Source organism: Psychrobacillus sp. FJAT-21963 (genome assembly GCF_001420585.1).
Lineage (GTDB): Bacteria > Bacillota > Bacilli > Bacillales_A > Planococcaceae > Psychrobacillus.
This window is the reverse complement of the sequence record NZ_LJIY01000006.1, coordinates 116,128-129,186: the sequence shown is the minus strand read 5'-3', so window position 1 is coordinate 129,186 and position 13,059 is coordinate 116,128. Positions and strand designations below refer to the sequence as shown.

The window sequence follows — 13,059 nt, the reverse complement described above, 5'->3', positions numbered from 1 at the left end:
CACCTCTATAGATTATTATAGTTGTATTAGACGCTAAAAAACTCGATTAGTTTCGATTAAATTAAATAAGAGGTAAACAAGTTTGTTTACCTCCTCTAATCTCAACCAAATGTAAGCGTTTTATAACCTCTTTAGATTGAATAAACTATTTCATATTAAGAAATTGAGATAATTTCTACGTCCATTTCTCCACCTGGAGTTACAATTTTAACTTTATCTCCAGTTGATTTACCAAGTAGTCCTTTTGCAATTGGAGAATCATTTGAAATAAGTCCTTCTAGAGGATCTGCTTCAGCTGAACCTACGATTGTATAAGTTTCCTCATCGCCATCAGGAATTTCAATAAATGTTACTGTTTTCCCTAGCGTTACAACGTCATTATTTTGTTCTTCTTCAATAATTACTGCATTTCTGATCATTGATTCGATTGTTGAAATTCTTCCTTCCACAAACGCTTGATCTTCTTTTGCAGAATCATACTCAGAGTTCTCCGATAAATCACCAAAACTTCTGGCAATTTTAATACGTTCTACTACTTCTTTACGTTTAACCGTTTTTAATAGTTCTAGTTCTTCTTCTAATTTCTTTTTACCAGCAACGGTCATTGGATATTGTTTCTCTGTTGACACTCCCATACACTCCTTTAAATACACACTTAAAACATATTCATGTACCATTCATATGTTGAGATTGATAATGATATGAATTTCATGAAATAATTGTCAATCCACAATCATCATATTATACAATAACATCTGTTTCAAGAATAGTTTTTATTTTTGTAACCATTAAATCAATTGCAACTTCATTTTGTCCGCCTTCAGGAATAATTACATCCGCATATCTTTTTGTCGGTTCGATAAACTGATTATGCATAGGACGGACAACGTTAATATATTGCTCTACTACAGAATCAACCGTACGACCTCTTTCGTTTATATCCCGAAGTATTCGACGGATTATTCGTAAATCCGAGTCAGTATCAACGAACAATTTAATATCCATTAGATCTCGAAGACGCTCATCTTCTAATACTAATATTCCTTCTAGAATTATTACATCTTTAGGCTCGATTGTAATTGTTTTTGTAGATCGAGTATGTTGTGCATAATCATACACTGGCTTTTCTATTGCTTTATTATTCAATAAATTACTCACATGTTCAATAAGTAAATCATTATCGAATGCTAAAGGATGATCATAATTGGTGTTCAATCGCTCTTCAAACTTTAAATGACTTTGATCTTTATAATAATAATCTTGCTCGATTACTACTACTGAATGATCTTTAAATACTTCACTAATCGCGTTAGTAACACTTGTTTTACCAGAACCTGATCCACCAGCAATCCCAATAATAAGAGGGGTTCTATTAGACATTATTTCATCCCTTTTCTCATCATATTATTTGGATATAATTTTATAGGACATGTAAATTGAACAACTTCTAAAGGATGTCGTGCAGCATCCAATACTTGTCCTTTACTATTTTTTATCTCACTTATAACAATACGAACATTTTCAATTTCTGGTCCGAAAAACTCTACTTCCTCGCCAGACTTGAAATAATTACGCTGTTGTAATGTTACCATTTGCGTTTCATCGTTATAATCTAAAACTAGTCCTACAAAATCAAACCCTAATTTTTTATCGTGTACCCCATACATCTGTTGTTTAAAACCAGGCTCTCCTTCAAAGAATGCTGTATCCGTTTCTCGATTAGCACACTTTTCTAGTTCTTCTAACCATTCTTGCTTCATTTGGAAGTTTTCAGGGTCAGCACAATAAGCATCAATCACTTTTCTATACACACTAACGACTGTTGCTATATAGTGTATGGATTTCATGCGTCCTTCAATTTTTAATGAATCAATCCCCATCTCAATCATTCTAGGAATAGATTCAACAAGCTTTAAATCCTTCGGACTCATAGCAAAAGGAACGTCATTATCGTTAAACAAAGCCTGTTCTTCACCATTTTCCTGTGCATATAAATCATAATCCCAACGGCAGGATTGACAACAACCCCCTCGGTTAGAATCTCGAGCAGTCATATGATTAGAAAGGGTACATCTTCCGCTATAGGCAATACACATGGCTCCGTGGATAAATGTTTCAATTTCAATATCCACCTTTTCTTTCATCAACTGAATTTCATCACCACTTGTCTCACGGGCAAGCACAACGCGATTTAATCCTTCTTCCTTCCAATATTGGACTGCTTTCCAGTTAGATAAAGATTGTTGAGTACTTAAATGTAGTTCTAATTTGGGAGCATTCTTTCTACAGGTTTCAATTATGAGCGGATCCGCCACAATGATACCAGTTACACCTGCCGCTTCCACAGCTTGTAAATATTCTACTAAGCCATCCATGTTTTCATTATGAGCAAAAATATTGGTTGTCACATAGATTTTAGCCCCATATCGATTAGCAAACTCCACGCCTTCACGCATTTCCTCAATGGAAAAGTTCCCAGCATTGGAACGAAGACCAAACTCTTGACCACCTATGAATACAGCGTCTGCTCCATAATGAACAGCGATTTTCAGTTTTTCTAAGCTACCAGCAGGAGCTAATAATTCAGGTTTTTTTGTAATTACCCGTTTACCATCTATTCGTTCACTAATTTTATCTATATTCGTAATAGTCATTTGAAACCTTCCCTTTCTTAATAAACTGTTTCCTTAAAGAAAAATCCAGTATCTAATGGTCTTAGTGCAGGTTGTATTTCCTTGATATTGTTAAATAGATCTTTTTTAATATCCTTATAGCTCGATTTTGAATTATAGTAGGCATCAATTGCTTGACGGTAGAAACTCGTAACAAGGGTTACATACGAGGGATCATGTAATACCCCATCAATTTTTAAGCTATCAATTTCAGCATCCAAAAGTTCGTCTAATTCATCAATCATACACATATCGTTTGGACTGAAAATATGAGTTCCATTTTGATCTTCAAAAATTGGATATTTGTTTGAACGTTCCTTGTCATGTAAAAACATGTTTTTGTTCTTCGAGCGATTTTCTATTTCCATTGCTTTGTCTTGAAACAAGAAATAATTACCAAGTAGCGGTCTTTTGGACTGGAAAATGCAGGTCATACCATGTACTTGCACTTCAACTTGGACGTCAGCATTTTCTTTAATCTCAATGACTTCATCCAAACTAAGTTCTCTAGCAAGTACTGCTCTTGAAGCGCCTCGTTTTCCCCAGTAATTTGCTGTGAAGTAATTAGTTGCTGTTTGCTCTGTATTCCAATGGAGAGGTATAGTTACACCCGCTTCTCTTCTAGCAATAATAACAGCTGGATCACCAAAAACAATTGCATCTACCCCGATTTGTTGGAGTTTTTGCATGTATGGTGCAAGTAGTTCTACTTTATCATTATGAAAAAGTCCATTCATCGCTACATATATTTTTTTATTATGCGCTTTTGCAAGTTTAGTTGCAACTTCAAGATTCTTCAAATTAAATTCTCCTGCTAAACGCAAACCAAATAATTGCTCACCTACTAAAAATGCATCTGCCCCGGCCTCGATAAGATGTTTCATATGTTCGATACTTTCTGGAGTTACTAATAGCTCTGTCTTAGTCATAATCTCACCTCTTAATACTTACTAGCATTCCATCTCCAACTGGAAGAAAAGCCGTGTCATAGTCTGGATGATTCATTAACCATTGTGTGAAATGGTGTTGATTGCGTACCATCGTTCTTTTTCTTCGTGGTACTTCACTCATCGGTAATTCGGACAGACCATTTAACAATAAATTATCACAATAAATAACCCCACGATCATTTAACAATGGAGCGTACTTTTCAAAAAATTTCTTATATTGACCTTTAGCTGCATCAATAAAAATAGCATCAAATTTCTGTTCTTTGAAAATTTCATTTGAAATCTCTAATGCATCCCCGATAATTACTTCGATACGATCCTGAAGCTTTCCTCGTTCAATATAATTTTTAGCTAAGTTTGCTTTGTCAACGTCTCTTTCGATCGTAACAATATTTGCGGAAGTTAATTTTGTTGCAATACGCATCGAGGAATAGCCTATAGCAGTACCGAGTTCTAATAGAGTTTTTGGTTTTTGTAAAGAAAGCAAATGAATTAATGATTCCATACCTGCTAATTGCATAATAGGAACGTGATTTTCTTTTGCATATTTCTCCATCTCTAAAAAAATTTCTGCACGAGGTTTTATTAGCTCTTTCAAAAATTCTTCACTTACGTCCATAAAGTGCTACCCCTTTAGATTAAAAATTAGTTAATGATTAATTATGTAAAAAACAAAACTAATAATAACATAGCAGGAGAAGGAATGCGATATCGTTCCTTCTCCTGCCTATTATTTATTTTAAATATTTGTCTACATTTTGAAGATGTTCTTCATATGACTTCGAAAAATGATTTTGGCCCGTTTTATCAGCTAAGAAGTATAAGTAATCCGTTTTAGCAGGATCTAATACAGCATCAATCGAGGATTTCCCTGCATTTGCAATAGGTCCCGGTGGCAAGCCTTGATTTTGATATGTATTGTAAGGATTATCCACTTCTAAATCTTCAAATAGGACACGCTCTTTATGACTGCCAAGTGCATATAGAACAGTTGGGTCTGTTTGCAAAGGCATCTCTGCCTCCAAACGATTGTAGAATACACTTGCAATTGTTTCACGATCTGTTTTAGCAGTTGCTTCTTCTTCTAACAAAGAAGCGAATGTTAATAACCAGTGTACTGATTTCCCTTCAGCTTCTAGAAGTTCATAGTAGTTTGCTATCGTACTATCCGTTGCAGTAATCATTGTTTCTACAATTTCTTCTAGAGTAGGTTTTTCAACATAAAAAGGGTATGTAGCAGGGAATAAATAACCTTCAAGAGCATATCGAACATTTTCACCCTTAATTTCTTCAGTTAAAAGATTTGGATACTTAACAATCATTCTATCAACAAATTCTTCACTTGTTACTAATTTAACAAAGTCATCTGCAGGTTGTCCTGTTTTCTTTTCTACAACAGCACCTATTTGGTCTAATGTTAATCCTTCAGGAACTGTCAGAGTAAATACTGGTTCACGATAAACTTTACCAGTTTTTAAACTTTGTATTATCTCATCTAATGTCATAGCCTTTGTTAAACTATAATCACCTGCTTGAAAATTAGATTCATTATTAAACTTCGCATAGTATTTAAATATTTTAGCATCCTTAATTATACCGCTCTTCTCTAATATAGAAGAAATTGAATCTAGTCCCGAGCCAATTGGTATTTGAACACTAATGGTCTCTTCTGAATTTGGATCTAAAGGTTCCAACGCATTTTTTACATATTTATACGTTATAAACCCCCCAATCCCACCAATTAATAGAATGATTAGTGCGATTATGAATACAATTTTTCTAACAACTTTTACTTCTTTTTTCTTGTTTTTCATTCTTTCTAACATTACCTCTTTTTTTGATTCATTATCCACGGGTTCCCCCCCTTTATTTCCATTTTATTATACAAGATAACAAGAAAAGCGCAAGGAATACTAAAGGGATTCCTTCTTTCTTTAGGGAATTCTGCTTGTGGTTAGCCCACAGACCGAAAGACATTACTTCTCTTTTTATCTAATATATTGGAAGGGTGACAGATGGAAAACGAGATTTTAAACGACAAAAAGAAAAAGGTAGAATGAGTAATCTCCTTCCACCTTTTTCTATTAATTATTCCTCTTCTTCTTCTTCTTCTTCGTTATCAAGGAAAGTATTTAACATTTCCTCAATCATATCCCATTCAGCTTCTGATTCAATTGGAAGTAGATCTCCATCTTCTCCATTTTCATTTGGAGTAAAAGATGATGCATGAATTTCAATTTCTTCATTTTCATCTTCTTCTGCACCTATTGGATAATATAGAACATAAGATTTGCCAAACTCTTCTGATTCAAAAGTAAATAATACGTTACAAAGCTGCTCATTTCCATTTTCATCTACAATTGTGATATTTTCTTGACCGTGGTCCATTTGCAGTCACCTCATCTATTTTTTCTATCAAGATAACCTTGTAAAATCATTACAGCAGCCATCTTGTCAATCACTTGTTTACGTTTTTTACGGCTAACATCTGCATCTATTAACATACGTTCCGCAGCCATTGTTGTCAATCTTTCATCCCACATGGTGACAGGGAGATTGTATTTATCAGTCAATAACTTCGCATAATGTTCCGATGCTTCTGCACGTGGACCGATAGTGTTGTTCATGTTTTTTGGGAAACCTACAACAAATTCTGTTACAGTATGCTCCTTGACTAATTCATCTATCCGTTCTAAACCGAACTCTAGATTTTCTTCGTTAATTTTTATTGTTTCAATACCTTGGGCAGTCCAACCAAGTGCATCACTTATTGCTACTCCTACTGTTCTTGAACCAACGTCTAAACCCATTATCCGCATACTTAAGCCTCATTATTTTTTTTAATATAGAACTTTACTAATTCCTCTAGAATTTCGTCACGTTCCAATTTACGTATCATATTTCGCGCATCTTGATGGCGAGGAATATAAGCTGGATCACCAGATAGAAGATAACCTACAATTTGATTGATTGAATTATACCCTTTTTCTTCTAATGCTGAGTGTACTTGTAGCATCACATGTTTTACTTCCTGTTCCATGGATTCTTCAGGAAAGTTAAATTTCATCGTTTTGTCAAATGAACTCATGATCAGCACCTCGCTTTCAATTTTAATAGGCAATCTTACATATCTATCCATAGTATAACCGAATTTGGAAATAGTATCAAATACACATGTTGCATGAATACTGTTTTTGTTTCTTTCATGTGATAAATTTTACCCAAAAATGTGCATGTTGGGATGTCCAACGAAATGAGAATTAAACCGATTTGATATACTCATATACCGAATTTAAAGCAGTTTCAAGCTTGCTACCATCTTTTGCACCAGCCATTGCAAAGTCAGGTCTTCCTCCTCCTTTACCTCCACACTGTTCCGCTACTAATTTGACAATATTTCCTGCGTGGTAGTTTCCGCCAACCAAATCCTTTGTAACGCCAGCAGTGATCATTACTTTATCACCGTCAATTGCACCTAGTACAATAACTGCCTTTTCAAGTTTTTGTTTTAAATCGTCCATCATTTGACGCAATTGATTATTATCTTTTGCATCTACTTTAACCGAAAGAACCGTTATGTCATTTATAGTCTGTGCAGCCGATAATACGGAAGAAGCTTGGCTATTTGCAATTTTTGCAGATAGTGATTCATTTTCTTTTTGTACGTTTTTCAAGTCATTTAATGTTTGGGTTACTTTTGTTACTAAGTCTTTTGGTTGAGCTTTTAACAGATTCGCTGCTTCAACTAATGTTTTTTCCTCTTCTTTTACAACTTCAAAAGCACCTTTTCCTGTCACTGCCTCAATACGTCTAGTACCTGCTCCAATACCGCTTTCGGAAAGGATTTTGAAGAACCCTATTTCGGAAGTTGCATGCACATGAATCCCACCACATAATTCTAATGAGAATTCTCCCATTTGAACTACGCGTACAATCTCACCATATTTTTCTCCGAATAATGCCATAGCTCCCATATTCTTCGCTTCATCAATATTATGGTAACCTGTAACAACTTGAATATTTTCCCAAATTTTTTCATTTACAATATGTTCTACTTGTTCAAGCTCTTCTTTTGTTACTTGTCCAAAGTGAGAAAAGTCAAATCGAAGTCGATCAGGCCCAACATATGAACCAGCTTGGTTTACATGCGTTCCTAACACATCTTTTAATGCTTGATGAAGTAAATGTGTAGCAGAATGGTTTTTCACCGTATGACCACGTAATGAGCGGTCTACTTTAGCTATAACCTTAGCACCGGTTGTTACCTCTCCTGATTCTACAATGACAGTGTGTAGATTTTGACCATTTGGTGCTTTTTGAACGTCTTTTACAAAGCCTCTAAAAGTATCATTTTCAATAATCCCGTGGTCTGCTATTTGTCCGCCACTCTCTGCATAGAAAGGAGTTTGAGATAGTACTACTTGAATTTCATCCCCCTCACTTGCTGATTTAGCAATTGCTTCTCCGAGGACGATTGTTGATATATTTGTTGTAACGGATAACGTATCATAACCAACAAATTCACTATCATCGTAAATATTTCCATAAACTTCAGATTGTACTTGCATAGAATCTACATTTTGTCGTGCTGCACGTGCGCGATTACGCTGTGCTTCCATTTCTTCTTTGAATCCTTCATGGTCAACTGTCATATTAGCTTCTTCTGCATATTCTTCCGTTAACTCGATTGGGAATCCATAAGTATCATATAGTGTGAACGTTGTAGTTCCAGGAATGAAAGATTCTCCTTTTTCTCGTTGCTCCACAATTACCTTCTCTAAAATAGCAAGACCATCATGAAGGGTCTCATGGAAACGTACTTCTTCGTTTTTAATTACGCGCATAATAAAATCCTGTTTATTTGTTACCTCTGGGTAGAAGTCTTTCATTATTTCACCAACTACTGGCACTAACTCAAATAAAAATGGCTTGTCTATACCTAATTGTTTCGCAAATCGAACAGCTCGACGAAGTAATCTACGTAACACGTATCCTCTGCCCTCATTAGAAGGAAGAGCCCCGTCTCCGATTGCGAATGCTACGGTACGGATATGGTCTGCAATTACCTTGAAAGCTGTATCATATTCGTTATTCGTACGATAAGATTTTCCTGAAATTTCTTCCGTTTGACGGATGATTGGGATGAATAAATCTGTATCAAAGTTTGTTGGTACATTTTGTACAACACTTGCCATACGTTCTAGTCCCATTCCCGTATCAATATTTTGTTTTGGAAGTGGTGTATACGTATGATCTGGATTATGATTAAATTGTGAAAATACCAAGTTCCAGATTTCTAAGTATCGTTCATTTTCTCCACCTGGATATAATTCAGGATCGTTTATATCATTACCGTAAGATTCACCGCGATCATAGAAAATTTCAGAGTTTGGACCACTCGGACCTTCTCCTATATCCCAGAAATTCCCTTCCAATCGTATAATACGTTCTTCAGGAATACCTATTTCGTCCTTCCAAATAGTATATGCTTCTTCATCTTCAGGATGAATTGTTATAGATAATTTCTCTGGGTCAAATCCTATCCATTTTTCACTCGTTAAAAACTCCCAAGCAAAATGAATTGCTTCCTTTTTAAAGTAATCGCCGATAGAGAAGTTTCCAAGCATTTCAAAAAATGTATGGTGCCTTGCTGTCTTCCCTACGTTTTCAATATCATTTGTACGTATAGATTTTTGTGCATTCGTAATTCGAGGATTTTCAGGTACTACGCGTCCATCAAAATATTTTTTCAATGTTGCAACACCACTGTTGATCCATAGTAGAGAAGGATCATTGTTCGGTACTAAGGGAGCTGAAGGCTCTTGTGCATGCCCTTTTTCCATAAAAAAATCTAAATACATTTGTCTAATCTGTGCACCAGTTAATTGTTTCATACGTATTTTCCTCCTAAAATAGAAAATTAAAATCGCATTGCCGTATTACAAGCTTTCTCGACAATATAAATCTGGTCAATCGCCGAAGGCTTTCATTTTATTCAACATAATTGATTATCACTATATTTTCCATTTCCCACAAATAAAGAAAATGTGAATAATCTACTGAATAAAATAAAAAAAGCCTTCATCCCTAAAAAAGGGACGAAAGCTATAATTTCGCGGTACCACCCTAGTTACACAATACAAAATTATTGTGTCTCTCAGTAACCTTAACGCGGCTATACGGCAGGTTTTGACTGCACTCAAGAGTAGCTTTCCTACTTGTTAGGATCTGAAGATTCTTTCAGCCAAGGAATCTTTCTCTTTACAGTAAACAAGAGTACTTTCTCTATCATCGATTTGCTTATGCATTTGATTATAAAAAACTATCCTACCAATGTCAATTATCGCCTTCCATAAATTGATAAGGAGTAATACCATTCATTCCGATTAATGGATCGATTTGGTGATAATTGTCCGCTGACAAGTAAGAAGAGTCCGTTTGAATTACCGCGATTGTCTCTTCTATATTTTCTTCATTTATATTATTTTTTTCCTCACTTAAAGTTAAACGGTTCTTTAAAGTTGTCAATCGTTGAAGGTCATCTTTTCGCTGTACACCAAATTTAAAAACTTCTGGGTCTCCACATAATATTAAGAAGTTTTTTGCTCTTGTTATACCTGTGTATAATAGATTTCTTCTTAGCATTTTCATATAACTTCTCGTTATTGGCATAATAACTGTTTGGAATTCACTACCTTGTGATTTATGAACGGAGCAACAGTAAGCTAATGTAATTTGACTTAAATCATTTTTTTCATATGTTACTTCGTTTCCATCAAATGAAATAACAAGCATTTCTTTCTTTTCAACCGTCTCTGCAGCTTTAAAAATACTTACTACCTCACCCATATCACCATTAAATACATTACTTTCCGGTTGGTTAACTAGTTGAAGTACCTTGTCCCCTATACGGTATAGCGTTTCCCCAAATACCATTTCTTTTCGTTTGCCATCCGTATTAGGATTCACCATTTCTTGAATCATTTTATTTAAGGCATCTATTCCAGCTGGGCCTCTATACATAGGGGCCAATACTTGAATATCACGTATAGAAAATCCCTTTGTGAGTGCACTTTTTAATACTTGTTCAACTACTTTTGGGATTTGTTCCGTAGATGCTTTAATAAAAGAACGGTCCTTCGTCTTTTCCAATAAAGTTTGAGGGACTTGCCCATTTTTCATTTCATGTGCCAACTCTATAATAGAGGATCCTTCCGATTGGCGATAAATATCTTTTAACTCCACGGTTGGAATTCGTTCAGAAGCCAACAAATCTTTTAAGACTTGCCCTGGGCCAACAGGTGGTAATTGGTCTTGGTCACCTACAAAGATAACCTGGGCATCCTTTGGGATAGCTTTTAATAACTGGTGACCAAGCCAAGTGTCAAGCATCGAAGTTTCATCAATAATAATTAATTTCCCTTCGATTTCTTTCCCTTCTGCTTCCGAATCTTCTTGTCCATTAAAGCCTAATAATCGATGAATAGTCATAGCAGGTAATTCTGTAGATTCACTTAAACGCTTTGCAGCTCTACCGGTAGGGGCAGCTAGAACGACAGGAAAAGGCTTTTTGTCTTTTGCCCACTCTTTTGGATCTAGGGAAAGTCCATGAAGCTCACCGTACAACTCAACAATTCCTCTTACTACTGTCGTTTTCCCAGTTCCAGGACCACCAGTGAGAAGTGTCATACTTGAATTGAGCGCAGTTTCAATCGCTTGTACTTGCGTCTTAGCATATTGAACCCCAAGTCTTTCTTCTATACCACCGAGATGCTTTTTCATTTCAGATAGAGGAAACTTATGATGTGAATCATTTTCGTTAAGTAATGTTTCAATTTTAGAGCTAATTCCTACTTCTGAAAAATAAAGGGAAGGGATGTAGAATCGATTGATTTCTCCTACAATTCGTTTTTCCTCGGAGAGCTCAATACAACACTTTGTGATTGCTTCATAAGAGATTTCCTCTCTTTGTGCACTTTCCAATAAACTTTTGACAGATTCCAATAATTGTTCCGCATATAAAAAAACGTGACCCTCACTCAGAGAAGCAGTCTGTAATAAGTGGAAAATGGCCGCTTTTATACGATCCGGATGATTACCTTGAATACCAAGTTTATATCCTAGTTCATCCGCTCGAACAAATCCTACTCCCTCAACTTCTTCAATTAGACGATATGGATTTTTGGTTAATACATCTATTGTTTCTTCTCGGTATGCCTGATATATTTTCATCGCAACCTGAGGACCAAAACCCCATTCATTGAGCTGGATCATTACTTTTTCTAGACCTAAGTTTTGTTCCAAAACAGCTCTTAATGTTTGCTTTTTATCTTCAGCCAGTTTCGGAATTACATCTAGTGCAGTTGGATCATCTAATATTCTATTAATAGCATTTTGACCAAGCATCTTCACTATTTGTTCTGCCGTTTTCCTTCCAATCCCAGGAAACATATCACTAGATAAATAATGAACAATCCCTTGTTCTGTTGCAGGAACTTCCTTCTGAAAAGTTTCTGTTTGAAATTGAACGCCATATTTGGGGTGATTTTTTATAACCCCAGTAAATTTATAGGCTTCTTCCAAAACTAAAGGTGGAAAGTAGCCAGTCACAATTATTTCTTTTTCTTTGTATGTAGTGTTAGTAGATTTAATCTTTAATTTAATGATAGAAAATAGGTTTTGGGGATTATGAAAAATAGAAACGATAGGACGACCAGTAATAAATTGTTTTTCATTATTTATTTCCATGGTCATACTACCGCCTCCGATTGTAGTTAATTGCGTAGAGAAATCATATCGTACACATAACGTGCTTGATCATAACTTGGTTGAATGGTATAAGCTTCTTTTAAATGGTGCAGTGCCGCCTCAGTATTTGTAGTGGACACTGCATAAAGCACACCTAGATTATAGTGGGCATCCGCATTTTCTGTATCTGCTAGTAAAATTTCTTTTAAAATTGGTTCCGCCTCTACAAACATTTCAAAACTTGCTAGAGCAATAGCATAAGATAGCTTTATTTGTAAATCGTGTGAGTCTATCTCATATGCCCTTTGAAAGTATGGAAGCGACAACTTTGTTTGACCTAGTTTTTCAAAGCTTTTTCCTAACATAAAATAAGCATCCGGACCTTCAATTCCATTAGCTATTGCTTTTTCGTATAACTTCGCCGCTTCCTCAAATCGGTCAACTTCAAAATATAAATTAGCTAAACTATAATAAGCTGTCGCAGCATGTTCATCTATTACGATAGCTTTTTGAAAGAATCTTTCTGCCCGTTCATTTTCATTCATAGATGCTAGCAAATTTCCAAAATTGATATATCCAATTACTTCATTTGGATTTTCTTCAATCGCCTTCGTGAATAACTCTGCTGCTTTTTCATAGTTTTCTTCTTGAATGGCTTGTATACCCAATTCATTAAAATTCATTGTATA

Annotated in this window: 12 protein-coding genes and 1 other annotated feature; all 12 genes read right to left on the bottom strand. The window is 35.3% G+C overall.

Annotated features, from left to right (window positions below; genetic code table 11):
- Window positions 1-155: 155 nt before the first annotated feature.
- Complete coding sequence (gene greA, locus AN959_RS14190) at window positions 156-629, bottom strand: transcription elongation factor GreA (RefSeq protein ID WP_053588810.1); 474 nt, start codon at window positions 627-629, stop codon at window positions 156-158.
- Between the two features lie 112 nt (window positions 630-741).
- Entirely contained in the window at window positions 742-1,380 is a 639-nt protein-coding gene (udk, locus tag AN959_RS14185) for a uridine kinase (RefSeq protein WP_053588809.1), read from the bottom strand.
- The gene (locus AN959_RS14180; protein ID WP_056831608.1) at window positions 1,380-2,654 is read right to left on the bottom strand and encodes a U32 family peptidase; all 1,275 of its coding nucleotides are present in this window, start codon (window positions 2,652-2,654) and stop codon (window positions 1,380-1,382) included. The genes udk and AN959_RS14180 overlap by 1 nt, the downstream gene beginning before the upstream one ends.
- A 17-nt stretch (window positions 2,655-2,671) precedes the next feature.
- Window positions 2,672-3,601, bottom strand: a complete 930-nt coding sequence (locus AN959_RS14175) for a peptidase U32 family protein (protein ID WP_056831606.1) — start codon at window positions 3,599-3,601, stop codon at window positions 2,672-2,674.
- A gap of 4 nt (window positions 3,602-3,605) precedes the next feature.
- Window positions 3,606-4,241, bottom strand: a complete 636-nt coding sequence (locus AN959_RS14170; protein ID WP_053588806.1) for an O-methyltransferase — start codon at window positions 4,239-4,241, stop codon at window positions 3,606-3,608.
- A gap of 115 nt (window positions 4,242-4,356) precedes the next feature.
- Entirely contained in the window at window positions 4,357-5,475 is a 1,119-nt protein-coding gene (gene mltG, locus AN959_RS14165) for an endolytic transglycosylase MltG (protein ID WP_056831604.1), read from the bottom strand.
- A gap of 235 nt (window positions 5,476-5,710) precedes the next feature.
- Window positions 5,711-6,010, bottom strand: coding sequence for a DUF1292 domain-containing protein (locus AN959_RS14160; protein ID WP_056831602.1), 300 nt, complete (start codon window positions 6,008-6,010; stop codon window positions 5,711-5,713).
- A gap of 11 nt (window positions 6,011-6,021) precedes the next feature.
- Window positions 6,022-6,441 carry a Holliday junction resolvase RuvX gene (gene ruvX, locus AN959_RS14155; RefSeq protein ID WP_053588803.1) on the bottom strand — a complete coding sequence of 140 codons (420 nt, stop codon included), beginning with the start codon at window positions 6,439-6,441 and terminating at the stop codon, window positions 6,022-6,024.
- A 2-nt stretch (window positions 6,442-6,443) separates the two neighbouring features.
- Window positions 6,444-6,710 (bottom strand): IreB family regulatory phosphoprotein, encoded by a 267-nt coding sequence (locus AN959_RS14150; RefSeq protein ID WP_053588802.1) that lies wholly within the window; start codon window positions 6,708-6,710, stop codon window positions 6,444-6,446.
- 172 nt (window positions 6,711-6,882) lie between these two features.
- Window positions 6,883-9,516 (bottom strand): alanine--tRNA ligase, encoded by a 2,634-nt coding sequence (gene alaS, locus AN959_RS14145; RefSeq protein WP_056831599.1) that lies wholly within the window; start codon window positions 9,514-9,516, stop codon window positions 6,883-6,885.
- Window positions 9,517-9,713: 197 nt separating this feature from the next.
- Window positions 9,714-9,923 (bottom strand) — a binding site (T-box leader).
- Between the two features lie 35 nt (window positions 9,924-9,958).
- Window positions 9,959-12,376, bottom strand: a complete 2,418-nt coding sequence (locus tag AN959_RS14140; protein ID WP_056831597.1) for an ATP-dependent RecD-like DNA helicase — start codon at window positions 12,374-12,376, stop codon at window positions 9,959-9,961.
- 20 nt (window positions 12,377-12,396) lie between these two features.
- Entirely contained in the window at window positions 12,397-13,053 is a 657-nt protein-coding gene (locus tag AN959_RS14135) for a lipopolysaccharide assembly protein LapB (protein ID WP_056831595.1), read from the bottom strand.
- Window positions 13,054-13,059: the final 6 nt, after the last annotated feature.